Here is an 18335-nt window from a genome sequence, read left to right on the forward strand (position 1 = left end):
CCGCATCCGGCTCAAGCAAGCCCTGAAGGCTCGTCGGCATGCAGAGGTGCTGGGCCTGCGGCGATCTCGGCTGAGCGTCGACGGCGGCAGGCGGTGTGCACGAGGCGGAGGACCACGTTCGACATGCCCTGTTCCGGGGAGATGGCGATGTACTGCTTCGTCAGCGCCCGCCGGATGACTACCATCCACTGTTCCCACTCAGATGGGCTCTGCGGTTGGTGATCGGCGTGCAGCAGGAACTCCCGACACAGTGGGCAACGGCCGTCTTGCAGCGTCAACTGCCGCAGTCCGAACGCGTCCAGTGGCGAGGGTGTCCCCTTGCGTCGCCTCTTGGCCCAGTACTCGGTCAGGGCCGGATCGTCCGGAGACGAGGTGCCCGCGACCATCTGGTGTCGAACGATCTTCGTCCAGGAGAACTTCCGCAGGTGGGCGCCGGTCTCCCGGTCACCGAACACCCAGCGGTTCTTGCTGGACGGGTTGAACTGGCCGAAGTACCGATTGACGATCCAGTGCCTCGACTTGTTCTGATGGCCGTGCTTGGCCCACTTGTAAGTGAGCTTCCACATGTAGTCGTCCAGCGCGGTGAACGCATCGCTGGAGACCACCGTCCGGTAGTAGGCCGACCAGCCGCGCACGATCGGGTCGATCTTGTGCAGCATCGCACTGACGTTGGCCCCGCGCAGGGCCTTCATCTCCGTGCGTAGCCGTTCCCGGATCCGTCTCAGGGCCGCCGGACTCGGTTTGATCAGCAGCTTGCCGTCGTATCGACGGACGTTGAATCCCAGGAAGTCGAAACCGGAGTCAGCGTGGACGATGCGCGTCTTGTCCTCGTTGAACACCAGCCCCCTGGGAGCCAGCCAGACGGCGAGCTTCGCCTTGACCTGCTCGGCTTCATCACGGCTGTGACAGAGCACGACCAGGTCGTCAGCGTATCTGATCAGCGCCGGGGCGCCCTCGACCGACTCGGCGGCGTGCGTGCCGAGCTTTCGGTAGCGGACTCCGGCGGCCTGTTCCAATCCGTGCAGGGCCACGTTCAGCAGCAGAGGGCTGACCACCCCGCCTTGCGGGGTGCCTTCCTCAGTCGGGGCGAACCGGCCGCGATCGACCACTCCAGCCTTCAGCCAGTACCGGACCAGATCCCTGGCGGGGAACGTGCCGAGCTGGGCGAGAAGGTGCTCGTCTTCGATGCGGTCGAACGCCGCCTTCAGGTCCGCGTCCAGCACCCACGTCCGCTGGGGGTTCTTGCCCTTCAGCGTCAGATAGACGGCGGAGATTGCGTCCTGGCAGCCCGGCCGGGCCGGAAGCCGTACGACTTCGGCTCGAACCGCGCCTCCCACTCCGGTTCCAGCGCGTTGACGACTCGCGCTTGGAGGACCCGGTCGGCGATCACGGGGATGCCCAGTGGGCGCTTCTTGCCGCCTGCCTTCGGAATATGCACTCGCTTGACCGGCAGGGGCGTCCAGGCCGAGGAGCGGTATTGCGCCCAGTTGGCCAACGTGGCCTTCGACTGGGGCAGTAGCGCCGTTCGACCGTCCAATCCCGGGGTCTTGCGACCAGCGTTGACCTCCGTCACGCGCCGCACGCTCAACAGCGTGTTGGCCCGCGAACGGAGCATCAGTTTCTGCAGACTGCGAACCCGTTTGAGGTCGCCTGCCTGCGATGCCGTGAAGATCCTCTGTCTCAGACGCCGTACTTCGTCCTCGACGGCACGCCAGTCGATCTCGTGCCAGTCGGGGTTGTCGTCCTCCGGTCCGTTCACCATCACGTCCGCACCGGCGTGCGCCCGCGTGTTCGTCATGGCGTCCAACTTGCCCTTCGGTTCCGGTGTCGTTCCCTTCGTCTCTTCACAGGCTCACCTGGCCCGCGTCAGCACCCTTTCGGGTCCGGGCATCCGCCCGTATCCGACCGGTTATGCGAGGCGTCCGGCGAAGGAGCCGGCCTGCTGCCTCGGTTTCCCGTTGCCTTTCGGCGGTCGGCATTGGCTTCTTGGGCCATCCAGCTCCCGCTGGAGGATCGGGCCTTCCTTGCGGTCGGCTTGCCGAGGGCGCTTACGCGCCCCGGACTCCAACGGGGTTGCCACGTTCCGCACGAGTGAGGTGCGGCCGGGTCGGGTGCCCCCTATACCCCGAGGACGGCGATGTTCTCCCAACCGGCTTCGAGTCTTCCGGTCGACGCCTGTCGCTTTCCGGCGACCAGTCCTTGACCCCGCTGCTACAACCCATCTGCGGGGGCTTCCGATGACGAGGCATCATCAGGGGTTCACGGTTGTTCACCCTGTCGGCCTTCCCCGTGACTTGTAACCCCCGGATGGAACGGGAGCCCTTGAGTCTGGCGACCTGAGCTTCGCACCCCGCCGTTACCAGCGACGCACGTCAGGCCCGGGGACAGATCCTCGAACACTGATCCGTAACTACACCTTCGGCATCAGCCGAACCTCCTTCAGTGAAGCTCACTCAACTCGTGCGACCTCGTGTCGCACCCCGGCCTCGGACTACTACGGAGCCTCCGTCCTGCCCGACGGCCATCAGCCGGCGATGGGCCTGCCCTCCACCGGACTGGAGGTCCAGACTGGGGCGACCGCGGGCAGTTCCCACGTTCACCACGGAATCGATCGACGGGTGAGGTGCCCAGCTCTACCCCGGCAGCATCGCCACGCTTACGCCGCAGGCTTTCGGCGTGGCCTCCCCACCGGTACGTAGATCCGGCTTCGGAGTCGGCCGCCGACCATCGGCGGCCGTGCACTGCATCCGGCCCGCATCCGCCAGGTTGGAGCCGGTGTCGTAATTACGGGGCGTCAAGCACTGATTCCTCGCGTACACCTTCCCGTCTCACTAGCCGGACCCGGACCGTCTGGCAGTGCCAGCCCGTCCCGACGTTGTCGGGGCTGCTTACCGCCCGACTCGGCATCCCCCGAGCCGAACTGCCCCCAGCTTCATCCGGATTGCTGCGACAACCCGGCGGTGAAGGTCTCTCACCTCACTCGATTCCATGGCGCCTCGTGGCGCACCCACCCGCTACGACAAGAGCCCCGAGAGTTAGGACGCCGGCCTCCACCTCCGGGCCTCCATGATCTGGATCAACGACCTCACATAGATGACCCGGTGATCACGACCTCACACACGCCCTAGTGGATTCTTGTGCCACCTGGACTTCAGGAGGCAAGGATCGGAAGGCGTGGATACCCGACGGAGTTTGTGGCCAAGGTGCTGGACCCGCTTGAGGCCGGCCGCAAGGTCATGGACGTGGCCCGGGATCGACCTGCCTCATGGTGCGTGAACTGCCTGACGGCTACTGCTGGACTGCGTACGCGTTGATGATCTCCTGGGTCACCGTGCGCCCCGCGGCGTCGGCGGCCGAGACGCGCAAACTGGCCTGCCCGCCGGGCTTGTTGATGACGTGCGCTTTGCAGGAGGTGTCGCCGCACTTGGTCAGCTTGGCCGGACCCCAGGTCTGGCCACCGTCCCACGAGATGTCAACGCTGCGCTCGACGACCGGTCGGGTCTCGACGGTGTCAGGCATATAGAACTCGACCCCGAAGTCGTACTTGCCTGCCGGGGCCGTATTGGTCGACGACAGTCCGGGCAACTTGTAGCTGATGTTCAGCATGGGCAGGACGGCGTAGGCCCCGGTCGGCTGTTCGGAGTCGAAGCCCCACTTCGTCTTGATGGCGGCCGAACGGTGCCAGAACGGGTCGTCGTGGCGGGTCTCGGTGACAACGTCCAGCCGGTGCGTACCCGGAGGCAGCTTGTCGGCCATGATCCACGAGTAGGCGGAGGTATGGGTCAATACTCCGTCGACATAGATTCGACCAGAGAACGCGGTCGGCGAGGGCGACGAGCCCGACGTATGGCCAGTGTGTCCGGCGGCGTCGACATACGCACCCGTCTTGAGGTAGATCCAACCGCCCTCGCGGACGGGCGGCGGGGCGCCGTTGTCCACGTTCCACAACGGCGAGACACCGGTGCTGATCGGCCCACCGAACCACGTGTCGTGGTAGGTGGTCTGGGCGGCGTAGGCGGTTCGCGGAGCCCACAGAAAGGCGAGCTCGCTGCCGGAACTGGCGTCGTAGACGCCGACCTCGCGCTCCCAATTGGCCCCGGTGGACACGTGGTGCGTCACGGTCGTCGGGAAGGGTACCGCGCGCGTCAGGCCGTAGAGAGCGAGGCCCCGGCCCGGCACCCAGCCGATCAGGCGCTCGGCCGCCAGCATGCCGTCCTTGCTCGAGCTCCCCAGACCGTCGAGCCGCTCCACGAGGGCCGAGGTGGAGCGCGCGGAGCCATCGACGGAGCCGCCGTCGGGGACCTCATCCTTCCAATAGCGCAACAGGTCGTACATGTACTCGGGCGACTTGTGGGTGACCAGCGCCGCACGGCCACTGTTCCGGTGAGCGAGGACGTCATCCACATCGATGGCACGCGCCTGCAGAGTCGGCAGGCCGACTGTGTTGTCGATGGTTCCGGCGCACGCCTGTCCGGGGCCGGGGTAGGCCACCATCGCCGCGGCGCCGGCCTGGTCGAGGGCCGTGGCGGCCTGGGTCAGGTCGGCACAGGTGCCCGACACGAAGGCGACGGCGCCCTTCACCTTGCTGGAGGTGTCCGGTGCGCTTGCGCGCCCGGCGTCGACGACCTTGAATTGGGCGTCGATCTCTGGGCGCGGGGTGGGGGCGATGTCACCGTCAGTCGACGGCAGGGCCTGCAGCGACACGGGCTCGCCATGTGCGGTGGTGAGGACACCGGCGGGCTGACTCAGCCACCAGTTCGCCGAGATGTTGGCGGTCCCGTCGAGTCCTGCAGACGGCCGGGCGTAGAGGCGGTCGGGAGCACCGTAGTAGGCGTACTCGCCGGTGGCACCGCTCGTGCCCTGCCATCCGACCAGCAGGGCGGCGCCGTCGGTGACGACCGGCCTCTTGACGTCGTAGTCGAAGCGCCCGGTGTCGTTTCCGTCGAGCACGATCTCGGTGTCCTTCGAGACGGTGAAGGACGGCTCGTAGCTGATGACGCCCTCCTTCGCGCCGTCGGCAGCGAGGCCGGCGGACGTGGCGTAGGTGCCGTACGTGCCGGGCGGGAGTCGGAAGGTTGCAGACTGCTCGCCGGGCAACGCGTCGAAGTAGTGGTCTTTGAAGACCCGCGGCGCCTTCAAGCTGCTCAAGAACATTGCGTGGGAGGCGCTCTGCGTGCCGGTACGCGGCTTGATCGTGACCTTCACGTCATAGGCCTCCCTCTCGATCTGGTAGGACACGCCGGTGCGGACGGTCCCGCCGCCGTTGTCCGGTGTGGCGGTGACGACCGCGGAGAGCGCACCAATGGAGGCGACCGCCGGGTCGAGGATGACATCGACCGATGCCTTGCCGTCTGCGGGAACGGTGACCTGATCGTCGGCCAGGGACACGCCAGCCGGCTCCGGCGACCCGTCCTGGCCGGCCAGGGCGAGCGAGAGCGTGACCGCGGTGTCTGCGGTGTTCGTGTAGGTCAGAGCCGTATGGGTCGGCGCCTGGTCGGTGTGGGGCCACTGGAACGAGCCGAGGGACATCGACGCGGGCGCGAGAAGCTTCTGGTTGATCGCGGCGAGAGCGTCCACTCGCCCTGTACCCGCGTCGAACCCGGTCGCGTTGGCAATGAGAGTCGTGCTGTTGGCGATGAGGGACTTGATCTGGTCACCGTCCCAGTCGGGGTGTTGCTGCTTGATCATTGCGGCCAGGCCGGCCACGTGCGGTGTGGCCATCGAGGTGCCGCTGATCGTCGTGTAGACGTCGTCGACGACTGGGCCGAGCGCGGTTCCTGCGGCGCGGGCGGCGGTGACATTGACACCGGGTGCGACCACCTCGGGCTTGAACCCGCCGTTGTTCAGACGCGGGCCGCGACTGGAGAACCTCGCCATGACGTCGTGCACGTCCACCGCGCCGACGGTGAGGGCGGCGTCGGCCGACCCCGGGCTGGCGACGGTGGAAGGCATGTCGCCGGCGTTGCCAGCGGCCACGACGAACAGGGTGTCGGAGGTGGCCGACAGTTCGTTGACGGCTTGGGCGAGCGGGCTCGTACCGTCGTCGGGCGACGGACCGCCCAGGCTCATGCTGACGACATCGGCTCCCTGGTCGACCGCCCAGACCATGCCGGCCAGGACCATGGAGTCCGAACCCGATCCCTTGTTGTTCAGCACCTTGCCGATCAGCAGGGTCGTCTTCGGTGCCGCGCCCTTGCGCAGCCCGTTCGACGCCGCACCGGTTCCGGCGACGGTCGAGGCCACGTGCGTGCCGTGACCTTGGCCGTCCTTGACGCTGGATTCCTCGGTGAAGTTGGCCGTCGCGCCCACGCGGCCGGCCAGGTCGGGGTGCGTCGCGTCGTATCCGGTGTCGAGCACAGCAACCGTCGTGCCCTCGCCGTCGAACCCTGCCGCCCACGCCTGCGGGGCGTGGATCTGCGGCATCGAGTGCTCCAGCGCGACCTCGACCTTGCCGTCCAGGTCGACCCGGGCCGCGCCGTGCGCTAACGAGGTGGGCGCTCCCATGGCGCCGGACCCAGCGGTGAGGTCGACCCAGAACGTCAGGGCGTCCTTCTTCTTGATGTGGAAGGCCGCCACGCCGAGCTCGGGAACGGTCAGGGTGCGTGTCGCTCCCTTGACGGATGCCTGCCGGGACTCCGTCGCCGCTGCGCGGCCCTTGCCGTAGTCGACGATGACCGGGAGCGTAGCGCGCGATGCGTCGTCGTACCCGGACTCGATCAAGGTGGTGACGTCGAACAGGTCGGGGTCGAGCCGGTTGGCCTGGAGCAGGCCGAAGGCCTCGGTCGGTACGACGTTCACGTGGTCGTTCGTCCGGCTGATCGCGGCCTGCGGGGTGCTTCCGTCAGGGCGGGGCAGGAGCGCGACGGACTGCTTGCCATCTGCTCCGGTGGAGACCTCGACGACGTCGCCGGTCACCAACGTCACCGTCTTGACGGTCGGGGGGCCCGCGGCCGGTCGTGCCCCGGCGGCGGGCTCCGCCGACGAAGCCAATGGGGGCATGAGCATGACAACGGCTGACACGGCGGCGGCCGCTACGAATACCGTGGTGCGCACGGCTCTGTGAACTGATAACGACATGCAAAGGGCCTCTCAGGCAAACCTTGGCTGGGTGACGCTGTGCGGGCAGGAAGCGCGGTCGGGTCGACCGACTTGCCCTCGGTTCGGGAGCGTAACTCCAGTAGGGCCGACGAGCTTGAGGACGTCGGTGGCGTACCTCCGCCATGTCGCGCACCCGCCACCGCCGTATGCCGCCACCTCCGGGCGCTTGGGTACTTTGGCACCGATCCGCGCGTCTGCTCCTCCTTGGCAAGGCCCCCAGCAACGCCTTGCTGCGCGTCCCATCAACCGATGCCAGCTCCGGCGGAAGCCGCCGATACGACGCCGAGCCGGACCTGCGCCCCCGAGGAGGCCGTTGCCAGCGATGATCCCCGCGACGTGCGCTGTCGACGAGACCGACGCTGATGTAGTCGGCCATGCCGGCCATGAGGTCGACGATGAGGCGGAAGGCGTCGTCGTCGCGGGCCATGCGCAGGAGGCCGACCTGTTCCTTGGTGGGGATCACGGTCGGGCTCGGGCGGTACTCCGGCGGGCTGACATCGAGCAGCGGGTCGAGACCTATTATTCCGCGGCGGTGCGCGTCCTTGAGGATTCCCTTCACCCGCAGGAAGACCTGTGCCTGGGTCGCGGCACCGACGTCGCTGCGTTCCATGGCGGTGATGAAGCGTTCCACCACGAAGCTGTCGAAGGTGTGCATCTTCCGCGAGCCGATCTCCGGATAGGCGTGGGTGCGCATCCGGGACTCGGTCGCGGCTTTCGTGCTGCCGGTGAGACCGCGCTTGCGGGCGAACCATGCCTGCGCGTACTCCTCGAAGGCCATCTCGCCGAGGGTTTCCTGCTGTTCGGCGATGGTCCTCGGAGTGGTCTTGCGAGCCGTGTACAGCTCGGTCAGGCGCTCGATGGCGGAGTCCTGGGTAGGGAAGCCGGACTCCTCGGCCTACTTGCCCCGGGTGTTGCGGAAGCGGATCGTGTAGAGATGCGGGCAGCTCGTCGGCCTGCGGCACTCGCAGGGCTTGAAGAAGCTGCCCATACCCCGCGCAAGCTTGTTCGACATGATCGAGATGGTTCCTTCTTCGGGCTGGTCGCGACCGGTCAATCGGGCGCTGACCTGCGGCTATTGCTGACCTCTTGCTGACTCGCTGACCAGCAGCAGGCGCCTGACCTGCATAAACCCTAAAGCGGGGCTATAACAGCCTGATCACGTGATGGCATCGGGAAGCCCTGCCCGTCATTTCGGTGACCGGGAGCGTGCCATCATCGAGCATCGATCGACCAGTGGAGTCCGAGTTGGGAGGGCGCGTGGCGATGGAGGCCGGCCCTCGCGACACAGAACAAGACGCACCGGACACGCTGCACGAGGCAGGACGCTTGAGCCCCGACGGGCCCGATGAGCTCGAGGTGACCCCCGAGGTCGAGGTCGAGCTGCGGCCCGCGCGGCGTCTGCGCATCTGGCAGCTCGCACCGATCGTCATGCTCGCCGCCGTGGGATCGCTGATGTTCGCGTTCCCGCTGGCCTTCGAGTTCGGCGACGGCGGCGCGGTCGTCGCCATGCTGGGCCTGCTGATCAGCTGCTGCGCCGCGGGCTGGGGCATGATGGCCGCCCGCCGCGTGGGTTACACCTGGCCCGGGCTGCCGCAGCGGGGTTCGGGCGAGCGATCCGACTGGCGCGTGATCACGCTGTACGTCGCCGTGTGCGCCGCACTGGTCGCACTGGCCGTGTGGCGTGTGGCGCGGCTCCGCTGACGGACGGAGCGGCTGCAGCAGTGTGGCGCAGGGGCCCTGCTGCGGCATGCTGTCCGGTGCGCCCTTGCACGGCCCGGCTTCGTCGGCTGTCGGCGCCGCCTCGTACAGTTGCCCTGTGAGCACCTCGCAGATCGCCTTCCTCAAGGGCCACGGCACCGAGAACGACTTCGTGATCGTTCCCGACCCGGACAACGCCGTCGACCTGCCCGCCTCCGTCGTCGCCCGGCTGTGCGACCGCCGGGCCGGTATCGGCGGTGACGGGCTGTTGCACGCCGTACGCTCCGCCGCGCACCCGGAGGCGCGGGCCATGGCGGGCGAGGCCGAGTGGTTCATGGACTACCGCAACGCCGACGGTTCGATCGCCGAGATGTGCGGCAATGGCGTACGGGTCTTCGCCCGCTATCTGCAGCATGCCGGACATGTCGAGGAGGGCGACCTCGCCGTCGCGACCCGGGGCGGCGTGAAGAAGGTGCACATCGCCAAGGGCGGCGACGTCACGGTCTCCATGGGGCGTGCGCTCCTTCCCGAGGAAGGCGTCACGGTCAGCCTGGCCGGCCGCAGTTGGCACGCTCGCAATGTGAACATGGGCAATCCGCATGCGGTCGCCTTCGTCGACGATCTGGCGCATGCCGGCGATCTGCTCTCCGTGCCGCCGTTCAGCCCCGCGGCCGTCTATCCCGACGGCGTCAACATCGAATTCGTCGTGGACCGGGGACCGCGCCATGTCGCGATGCGGGTCCATGAGCGCGGTTCGGGCGAGACCCGCTCCTGCGGCACGGGCGCCTGCGCCGTGGCCGTCGCCGCGGCCCGCAGGGATGGCGCCGACCCCACGGAGACCGGCACCCCGGTCACGTACACGGTGGATCTGCCCGGCGGCACCCTCGCGATCACCGAGCGGCCGGACGGCGAGATCGAGATGACCGGAGCCGCCGTGATCGTCGCCGAGGGCTTGATCGATTCCGCCTGGCTCGAAACGGCGATCGGCTAGAGCTTCGCTCGAATGGGTGATCCGTTTCACGCTGAGCGAGAGCCGGACTCCGCCACGTGGTGGGCTCGGTAGCATCAAGCACCGGCCCGGAGGCGCGTCCGCACCTCCTCACCGCCGGTCGACGTCGCCGGAGGTGCCCCATGAGTGCAGAGGCCACCAACCCAGGTGCTCCCATCCGCAGGCGGGGCCGTCCCCGGATCGATCTCCGCAGGCTCGGCCGCGTCGCGCTGCTCGGCCCCGTCTCCCGCGACCGGCTGCCCGACGCGATCGGCCATGTCGCCGAGGCCCACCGCGCGCACCACCCGGATGCCGACCTCTCCATCCTGCACAGGGCCTACGTACTCGCGGAGTCCTCGCACCGCGGACAGATGCGCAAGAGCGGCGAGCCGTACATCACGCACCCGCTCGCCGTCACGCTGATCCTCGCCGAGCTCGGCGCCGAGACCACGACACTCACGGCCTCGCTGCTCCACGACACCGTCGAGGACACCGAAGTGACCCTCGATCAGGTGCGGGAACAATTCGGCAAAGAGGTCTGCTACCTCGTCGACGGCGTCACCAAACTCGAAAAGGTCGACTACGGAGCGGCGGCCGAACCCGAAACCTTCCGCAAGATGCTGGTCGCCACCGGGGACGACGTCCGGGTGATGTCGATCAAGCTCGCCGACCGGCTGCACAACATGCGAACCCTGGGCGTGATGCGTCCCGAGAAGCAGGCCAGGATCGCCAAGGTCACCCGCGACGTGCTGATCCCGCTGGCCGAGCGGCTCGGCGTACAGGCCCTCAAGACCGAGCTGGAGGACCTCGTCTTCGCGATCCTCCGCCCCGAGGAGTACGAACACACCCGCGCACTGATCGCCGCCGCGTCGGCGCAACCGGACGCCTCCGGCGCCGCGGCCACCCAGGACCCGCTCGCCGCCATCGCCGAGAACGTCGCAGCGGTGCTGCGGGAGGCCGGCATCCCCGCAGAAGTCCTCATCAGGCCGCGCCACTATGTCTCCGTACACCGCGTCAGGATCAAACGCGGCGAACTGCGCGGCACCGACTTCGGCCGGCTGCTGGTTCTCGTCGGCGAGGACGCCGACTGCTATGCCGTGCTCGGTGAACTGCACACCTGCTTCACCCCGGTGATCTCCGAGTTCAAGGACTTCATCGCCGCCCCCAAATTCAACCTGTACCAGTCACTGCACACCGCGGTCGTCGGCCCCGACGGGGCGGTCGCCGAAGTCCTCATCCGTACGCACCGGATGCACAAGGTTGCCGAGGCGGGCGTCATCGCCCTCGGTAATCCGTACGCCGCGGACAGCGGCTCCGCGCCGCAGTCCGCCGAAGCCGCGGACGGCGAGCGTGCCGATCCGACCCGGCCCGGCTGGCTCTCCAGGCTCCTGGAATGGCAGCAGTCCGCCCCGGACCCCGACACCTTCTGGACCACACTCCGCGCCGACCTCGCCCAGGACCGGGAGATCACGGTCTTCCGCACCGACGGCGGCACGCTCGGACTGCCTGCCGGAGCCAGCTGCGTCGACGCCGCCTACGCGCAGTACGGGGACGAGGCGCACAGCTGCATCGGCGCCCGGGTCAACGGCCGGCTGGCCACCCTCGGCACCATACTGAGCGACGGCGACACCGTGCAGCTGCTTCTCGCCGAGGACGCTGCCTCCGGCCCCTCGCCCGACTGGCTCGACCACGCCCGAACCCCGGCCGCCCGTATCGCCATCACCGGCTGGCTGGACGCCCACCCCGAGGATGCCCAGGGCCCGCACAGCAGCAGGCCCGCGGAGCCCAGGCCCGAACCACAGCCCCAGGAAAACACCGACCCCGGGCACGCCAGGTCCGCGGGCCGCACCGCGAGCGCCGTGGTGGACCGGCCTGACGCCACCGTACGACTCGCGGGCTGCTGCACCCCCGTACCACCCGACGCCGTCACCGGATTCGTCGTGCGCGGCGGCGCCGTCACCGTGCACCGGCTGGAGTGCCCCGCGGTGGCCCGGATGCAGTCCGTCGGCCGGGCGCCGGTCCCGGTGAGCTGGGGCGACGCGACCGGGTGCCGGGTCACCCTGGTCGCCGAGTCCTTCGGACGGCCCCGGCTGCTCGCCGATCTCACCGACGCGATCGCGACGGCGGACGCGGCGATCATCTCCGCCACCGTCGAACCGCCCAGCGAGCAGCGCGTCCGGCACACCTACACATTGCAGCTCCCCGATGCCGCCGGACTGCCGGCGCTGATGCGCGCGATGCGTGACGTACCCGGGGTGTACGACGTGAGCCGCGCCCAGCACCCCGCCGCCACCGTCTGACCCCGCCGCGCAGCGCCATCTGCCACAGCGATCTCGTTCGAGTGGCGTGACGCGTGCCGCGCCTGCCCGGGTGGGAGTCGCTGGTAGCGGTAGTCCATGCCGATCATCTCCCGCCGTCTGCGGGCCGCTCTGCTGGCCGCCGCATCGGCCGCCCTCGTCGCCGCCGCCCTCCCCTCACCCGTGCCGCTCGGAATCGGTGATCCACTCTTCCCGCGCCTCGGCAATCCTGGGTACGACGTCCTCTCGTACGACATCGGACTGACCTACCACGGCAGCAACAGCAAGCCGCTGGACGCCGTCACCAAGATCGAAGCGCGGACCACCGAGCCGCTGGACCGGATCAACCTCGACTTCGCCCAGGGCACTGTCCGTACGGTCGAAGTCAACGGTCTGCGCGCCGACTTCGCCGCAGCGGACGAGGACCTGGTCATCCAGCCCCCCGGCCGGATCCCGGCCGGAGTGCCGCTGCACATCACCGTCCGGCACACCAGCGATCCGAACGGCGGCCAGGACAGCGGCGGCTGGCTGCGCACCGCCGACGGTCTGGCCATGGCCAATCAGGCCGACGCCGCGCACCGGGTCTTCCCGAGCAACGACCACCCCGCCGACAAGGCGTACTTCACTTTCCGGATCACCGCACCCAAGGACCTCACGGTGGTCGCCAACGGCCTGCCCGCAGGCACGGCCCGCAACGGCGCCGAGACCACCTGGACCTACCGGACCGAACACCCCATGGCCACCGAACTGGCCCAGGTCACCATCGGCCGTTCCACCGTCCTGAAACGGACCGGGCCGCACGGACTGCCGGTACGAGACGTGGTGCCGAGCGCCGACCGCAAGCTGCTGGAACCCTGGCTCAGCAAGACACCTGGTCAGCTGGAATGGATGGAACAGCAGGTCGGCCCCTACCCCTTCGAGACATACGGACTGCTGGTCGCCGCCACCGACACCGGCTTCGAGCTGGAGACCCAGACACTCTCGCTTTTCGAACGGTCCGTGTTCACCCAGACCGCCTACCCCAAGTGGTATGTCGAATCGATCATGGTGCACGAGCTCGCTCACCAATGGTTCGGCGACAGCGTCTCCCCACAGGCATGGTCCGATCTGTGGCTCAACGAGGGACACGCCAGCTGGTACGAGGCCCGCTACGCCGAGGAGCACGCCGACAAGCCACTGGAAAGCCGGATGCACGACGCCTACATCAGGTCCGACGGCTGGCGCGCCGCGGGCGGCCCCCCGGCCCGCCCCGACGTTCCGGCGCCCGGACAGAAGCTCAGCCTGTTCCGGCCGGTCGTGTACGACGGCAGCGCACTGATCCTCTACGCGCTGCGCCAGGAGATCGGCGAGAACGTATTCGACCGGCTGGAGCGGAGCTGGGTGAAGAAGCACCGGGATTCCAACGCCGCCACCGCGGACTTCGTCCGGCTGGCGGCACAGACCGCGGGCCGCGACCTGACCTCGTTCTTCGACGGCTGGCTGTACGGCGAGAAGACCCCGCCGATGCCGGGGCACCCGGACTGGCACAGCGCCAAGCCCGACGGACAGCGATAAACCCGGGTGACGGGCCCGGCGGACCATGCCACTATCGACGGGTCGCCGCGGCGGCCGGACCGGATTCCCGACAGCGGGAATCATCGGGAGAGGTCACGCGTTGTGACTGATGTAACGGACTTCCATCGACGTAAGGATCCAATGACCTCCTCTTCTTCCCTTCCCCAGGACGCGCAGGACGCGCAGAGCGCTACGGAGAATGTCACCGAGAGCCTCACCGAGAGCCTTCGGGCCGACGCCCTGATGGAAGAGGACGTCGCCTGGAGCCACGAGATCGACGGAGAGCGGGACGGCGAGCAGTTCGACCGCTCCGAGCGCGCCGCACTGCGGCGTGTGGCAGGACTCTCGACCGAGCTCGAGGACGTCACCGAGGTCGAGTACCGACAGCTGCGCCTGGAGCGTGTGGTGCTGGTCGGCGTCTGGACCTCGGGGACCGTGCAGGACGCGGAGAATTCCCTCGCGGAGCTGGCCGCACTTGCGGAGACGGCGGGCGCCATGGTGCTCGACGCCGTCTTCCAGCGCCGCGACAAGCCGGACCCGGCCACCTACATCGGCTCGGGCAAGGCGCTGGAGCTGCGCGACATCGTCCTCGAATCAGGGGCCGACACCGTCGTCTGCGACGGTGAGCTCAGCCCGGGCCAGCTGATCCATCTGGAAGACGTTGTCAAGGTCAAGGTGGTCGACCGGACCGCCCTGATCCTCGACATCTTCGCCCAGCACGCCAAGTCCCGAGAGGGCAAGGCGCAGGTCTCGCTGGCACAGATGCAGTACATGCTGCCGCGGCTTCGCGGCTGGGGTCAGTCGCTCTCCCGTCAGATGGGCGGCGGCGGTTCCAGCGGCGGTGGCGGCATGGCAACCCGTGGTCCCGGTGAGACCAAGATCGAGACGGACCGACGTCGGATCCGCGAGAAGATGGCGAAGATGCGCCGGGAGATCGCGGAGATGAAGACCGGCCGCGAGATCAAGCGCCAGGAGCGCAAGCGCAACAAGGTGCCGTCGGTCGCCATCGCCGGCTACACCAATGCGGGCAAGTCCTCGTTGCTCAACCGGCTGACCGGTGCGGGCGTCCTGGTGGAGAACGCACTGTTCGCCACCCTGGACCCGACCGTGCGCCGGGCCGAGACGCCGAGCGGCCGGATCTACACCCTGGCCGACACCGTCGGGTTCGTACGGCATCTGCCGCACCACCTCGTCGAGGCGTTCCGCTCCACCATGGAGGAGGTCGGTGAATCCGATCTGATCCTGCATGTGGTGGACGGCTCCCACCCGGTGCCGGAGGAACAGCTCGCCGCGGTGCGCGAGGTGATCCGCGAAGTGGGCGCGGTGGACGTGCCGGAGGTCGTGGTGATCAACAAGGCGGATGCGGCCGATCCGCTGGTGCTGCAGCGGCTGCTGCGCGTCGAGAAGCATGCGATCGCCGTCTCGGCGCGTACCGGCGCCGGTATCGACGAGCTGCTCGCACTCATCGACGCCGAACTGCCTCGGCCCTCGGTCGAGATCGAGGCGCTCGTCCCGTACACCGAGGGCGGACTCGTCTCCAGGGTGCACGCCGAGGGCGAGGTGATCTCCGAGGAGCACACGTCGGAGGGCACCCTGCTCAAGGCGCGGGTCCACGAGGAACTGGCAGCCGTCCTCTCCTCGTTCGTCCCCGTGGCGCACTGACCGCAGAGCGGTACGGCTCAGAACGGACCGAAGGCCCGCTCCCTCCTCGGGAGCGGGCCTTCGGGCGTGCGAAGCTGCTTACCGGCTGCCGAACTTCTCGCTCATCGCGGTGAAGACGTCCTGTGCGCCCTTGCCCAGGTGGGGGCCGGCGAGCCAGCCCGAAGTCACCGGGCCGATGGAGGTGTTGGAGACCAGCGCGAGCTTGCCGTCACTGCCTTCGCTGAACCACCCGCCGCCGGAGGAGCCGCCGGTCATGGTGCAGCCGATGCGGTACATGGTCGGAGTGCTCGGGCTGACGGAGAGCCGGCCGGGGCGGTCGACGCACTTGTGCATGATCAGGCCGTCGTACGGCGGGGCAGCGGGGTAACCCCAGGCGCCCATCGCGCTGATCTTCGAGATCTCGGGGGCATCGAAGTTGACCGGCAGGGCATTGCCCACGGTCTCCTCCAGGGACTTGCTGCCCTTCTCCGGCTTCACATGCAGCACCGCGTAGTCATAGGGGGCGCCTTCGCCCCCGGTGGGACCGCCATCGGCGAGCCATTCACCGGACGTCGTGGCCCAGTCGGCCCAGTACGCGCCGTACGGGGCGATCTCCTGCGGCTGCGCTTTCTCCAGTGCGGCGGCGGACTTGCCCTTGTCGTTGTACGCGGGCACGAAGACGATGTTGCGGTACCAGCCGCCCTTCGAGCCGGCGTGCACACAGTGTCCGGCGGTCCACACCAGGTTGGACCTGCCCGGGTTCTCAGGGTCCTTGACGACCGTGCCCGAGCAGACCATGGTGCCCTCGGGGGAGTCGAAGAACACCTTGCCGACCGGGGCCGCGTAATCGTGGTACGGAGTCTTCTCGCGCTCGGCCTTGACCGGGGCGGGCTCCGGGTCGGTGACGCCCTGGTCGCCGGAGAGGTCACCGGCCGCCATGGTCTTCGCCGGGTCCTTGGCCGACTTCATCCGGTCGGGCTTCCACAGCCCCTCGATGACCGGGTTGACGAAGTCCTTGGCCTCACGCAGCCACTTGTCCTTGTCCCAGTTCTTCCACTCGCCGTTCTTCCACTTCTCCGGGTCGACGCCATGCTTCTTCAGCGTCTCGGCCAGACCGTCGGACAGGGAGCCGGAGTCCTTGCCACCCGCGGAGTCGGCGGCGGGTTTGTCGGCTGCGTTGTCCTCGCTCGGACCACATGCCGTGGCCGTCAGCGCGAGCGCCGCGACGAGGCCGGTCGCGGCGAGCAGCGGACGTATGGATCGCATGGAAAAGATTCCCCCTGAAATCTCCGAAATTGCCATGAACTTGTCATGCGAAACGGTGGCCGGACCACCGGCCACCGACGATGCAGGCCCACCCTATGACGGTGCGGACCATGCTCTCTGCCACAGAGGCGCAACCCGCATGGGGCGCGGGCCACTCGGGGCCGTAGCGCGACAGCAAAGGCCCCGGCGGGCAACAGCCGCACCGGGGTCTCTGATGTGCCGTCACCGTCACCCGAACCTGGCCGGTCGACGGCCCGTCGTCACTGCCCTGCGTACTTCTTGCTGACCGACTCGTAGACGCCCTTGGCTTCCTTGCCGAAGCGCGGTCCGGCCAGCCAGCCGGCCGTCACCGGGCCGATGGAGGTGTTCGAGACGAGAGCGGGCTTGCCGTCCTGGCCCGCCGCGACCCAGCCACCACCGGAGGCACCGCCCGTCATGGTGCAGCCGATGCGGTACATCGTGGGGTCCTGCACGGTCAGCGAGAGCCGACCCGGCTTGTCCGCGCACTGGAAGGCCTTCTGGCCGTCGTAGGGCGGAGCGGCCGGGAAGCCGGTGGCGGTCATGCTGTCGATGTTCGGCACGGCCGGGGCATTGAACTCGACAGGCAGCGCGGAGCCGACCGTTTCCTCCAGGGACTTCCCCGTCGAGCCCTTCTCCGGCGTGACATGCAGCACCGCGAAGTCGTACGGGGCGCCCTGCCCGCCGATCGAGGAACCCTGAGAGATCCACTGGTCGGACGTCTGTGCCCACTGGCCCCACCACACGCCGTAGGGCGCGATCTCCTGCTTGGTCGCCTTCTGCAGCTCGGCCGTCGACAGACCGCTGTTGTTGTACGACGGCACGAAGGCGATGTTGCGGTACCAGCCGCCCTTCTTGCCCGCGTGCACACAGTGCCCCGCGGTCCACACCAGGTTGGACTTCCCGGGGTGCGCAGGGTCCTTCACCACGGTCGCGGAGCAGACCATGGAGCCCTCGGGGCTGTCGAAGAGCAGCTTCCCGGACTCCGCGGCATTGGCGTGGTACGGCGTCCGGACACCGGCGGCCTGGACCGGCGCGGGCGTCGGGTCCGTCACACCCGCGTCACCCGAGATGTCATTGTCGACCGGCTTCTCCGGCGACTTGTCGGCATCCCGCATCCGGTCCGGGTCCCAGAGGCCCTCGATGATGGGGTTGACGAAGTCCTTGGCCTCGCGCAGCCACTTGTCCTTGTCCCAGTTCTTCCACTCGCCGTTCTTCCACTGGTCGAGGTCGATCCCGTGTTCCTTGAGCCGGTCCTTCAGATCGTCCGGAATGGTGATCTTGCCGTCCGAGGGCTGGCCGGCGGAACTGCTCGGCTTGTCACTGGCGTTGTCCTCGCTCGGCCCGCAGGCAGTGGCGGAGAGCGCAAGGACCGCAGTGACCGCGGCCACGGCGAGCACCGAGGGGCGCGTGCGACGTGCGCTCCCCTGACGTGCGGTGAGAACTGGTCGAATGAGTCGCATGTGGTGATCCCCCTGGGACTTCGTAACTCAACACTTCTGTACTGCACTTCGGCACCGCTTTGAGCCACCTGCTCCGAACATCCTGCGGACTCCCGGAAATCTGCCCGAGCCCTCCGTGCGGCCCCCACTATGCCGGTGCCGATGGGGACGGTACGCAGCAGGGCCACGGTTCCGCCCCGCGAGGATCTTCGGACTTACCCGTGATCCCGTGCGTCCGGCGTCGTTGGTACGTACGAGGGACTCGAGGACAGCGTTCATCCCCGCAGTCCGTCCGTGCGCCGACGTACTGACGTGCAACGCAACTGTTACAGC

10 protein-coding genes and 1 pseudogene are annotated in these 18335 nt (G+C 68.3%); 6 read left to right on the forward strand and 5 right to left on the reverse strand.

Annotation, left to right across the window (positions count from 1 at the left end; genetic code table 11):
* Positions 1 to 11: 11 nt before the first annotated feature.
* From ACFVYE_RS30000 to ACFVYE_RS30010, 3 genes and pseudogenes are all read right to left on the reverse strand, one after another.
* Positions 12 to 692 carry a group II intron maturase-specific domain-containing protein gene (locus ACFVYE_RS30000; protein WP_389607742.1) on the reverse strand — a complete coding sequence of 227 codons (681 nt, stop codon included), beginning with the start codon at positions 690 to 692 and terminating at the stop codon, positions 12 to 14.
* A gap of 138 nt (positions 693 to 830) precedes the next feature.
* Positions 831 to 1798 (reverse strand): annotated as a pseudogene (locus ACFVYE_RS30005) (reverse transcriptase domain-containing protein); the annotation flags it as partial.
* Positions 1799 to 3288: 1490 nt separating this feature from the next.
* Entirely contained in the window at positions 3289 to 6924 is a 3636-nt protein-coding gene (locus ACFVYE_RS30010; protein WP_389607734.1) for a S8 family serine peptidase, read from the reverse strand.
* Positions 6925 to 7420: 496 nt separating this feature from the next.
* On the opposite strand from ACFVYE_RS30010, the gene ACFVYE_RS30015 reads away from it, so the two are divergent.
* From ACFVYE_RS30015 to hflX, 6 genes are all read left to right on the forward strand, one after another.
* Positions 7421 to 8191, forward strand: a complete 771-nt coding sequence (locus ACFVYE_RS30015) for a hypothetical protein (protein WP_389607735.1) — start codon at positions 7421 to 7423, stop codon at positions 8189 to 8191.
* Positions 8192 to 8361: 170 nt separating this feature from the next.
* On the forward strand, positions 8362 to 8799 hold the full coding sequence (locus tag ACFVYE_RS30020) for a hypothetical protein (RefSeq protein WP_383976012.1): 438 nt from the start codon (positions 8362 to 8364) through the stop codon (positions 8797 to 8799).
* 115 nt (positions 8800 to 8914) lie between these two features.
* Entirely contained in the window at positions 8915 to 9787 is an 873-nt protein-coding gene (gene dapF, locus ACFVYE_RS30025; protein ID WP_383976002.1) for a diaminopimelate epimerase, read from the forward strand.
* Between the two features lie 140 nt (positions 9788 to 9927).
* Entirely contained in the window at positions 9928 to 12084 is a 2157-nt protein-coding gene (locus tag ACFVYE_RS30030; protein WP_383976004.1) for a RelA/SpoT family protein, read from the forward strand.
* Positions 12085 to 12180: 96 nt separating this feature from the next.
* Positions 12181 to 13635, forward strand: coding sequence for a M1 family metallopeptidase (locus ACFVYE_RS30035; RefSeq protein WP_383976006.1), 1455 nt, complete (start codon positions 12181 to 12183; stop codon positions 13633 to 13635).
* A 141-nt stretch (positions 13636 to 13776) separates the two neighbouring features.
* Positions 13777 to 15297, forward strand: coding sequence for a GTPase HflX (gene hflX / locus ACFVYE_RS30040; protein WP_383976008.1), 1521 nt, complete (start codon positions 13777 to 13779; stop codon positions 15295 to 15297).
* 78 nt (positions 15298 to 15375) lie between these two features.
* Here the strand turns inward: hflX and ACFVYE_RS30045 are convergent, their stop codons facing one another.
* Positions 15376 to 16542: a trypsin-like serine peptidase gene (locus ACFVYE_RS30045; protein WP_389607736.1), complete on the reverse strand. Its 1167-nt coding sequence runs from the start codon at positions 16540 to 16542 to the stop codon at positions 15376 to 15378.
* 260 nt (positions 16543 to 16802) lie between these two features.
* Positions 16803 to 18023: a trypsin-like serine peptidase gene (locus ACFVYE_RS30050; RefSeq protein ID WP_383975190.1), complete on the reverse strand. Its 1221-nt coding sequence runs from the start codon at positions 18021 to 18023 to the stop codon at positions 16803 to 16805.
* Positions 18024 to 18335 lie beyond the last annotated feature (312 nt).

Origin of the sequence: Streptomyces sp. NPDC058239 (assembly GCF_042882185.1) — a bacterium.
Taxonomy (GTDB): domain Bacteria; phylum Actinomycetota; class Actinomycetes; order Streptomycetales; family Streptomycetaceae; genus Streptomyces.

Bases quoted from the DNA above. Each gene is read 5' to 3' on its own strand.
- ACFVYE_RS30000 (WP_389607742.1), bottom strand. From the start codon at position 692: ATGAAGGCCCTGCGCGGGGCCAACGTCAGTGCGATGCTGCACAAGATC.
- ACFVYE_RS30015 (WP_389607735.1), top strand. From the start codon at position 7,421: ATGATCCCCGCGACGTGCGCTGTCGACGAGACCGACGCTGATGTAGTC.
- ACFVYE_RS30020 (WP_383976012.1), top strand. From the start codon at position 8,362: ATGGAGGCCGGCCCTCGCGACACAGAACAAGACGCACCGGACACGCTG.
- ACFVYE_RS30030 (WP_383976004.1), top strand. From the start codon at position 9,928: ATGAGTGCAGAGGCCACCAACCCAGGTGCTCCCATCCGCAGGCGGGGC.
- ACFVYE_RS30035 (WP_383976006.1), top strand. From the start codon at position 12,181: ATGCCGATCATCTCCCGCCGTCTGCGGGCCGCTCTGCTGGCCGCCGCA.
- hflX (WP_383976008.1), top strand. From the start codon at position 13,777: ATGACCTCCTCTTCTTCCCTTCCCCAGGACGCGCAGGACGCGCAGAGC.
- ACFVYE_RS30045 (WP_389607736.1), bottom strand. From the start codon at position 16,542: ATGCGATCCATACGTCCGCTGCTCGCCGCGACCGGCCTCGTCGCGGCG.
- ACFVYE_RS30050 (WP_383975190.1), bottom strand. From the start codon at position 18,023: ATGCGACTCATTCGACCAGTTCTCACCGCACGTCAGGGGAGCGCACGT.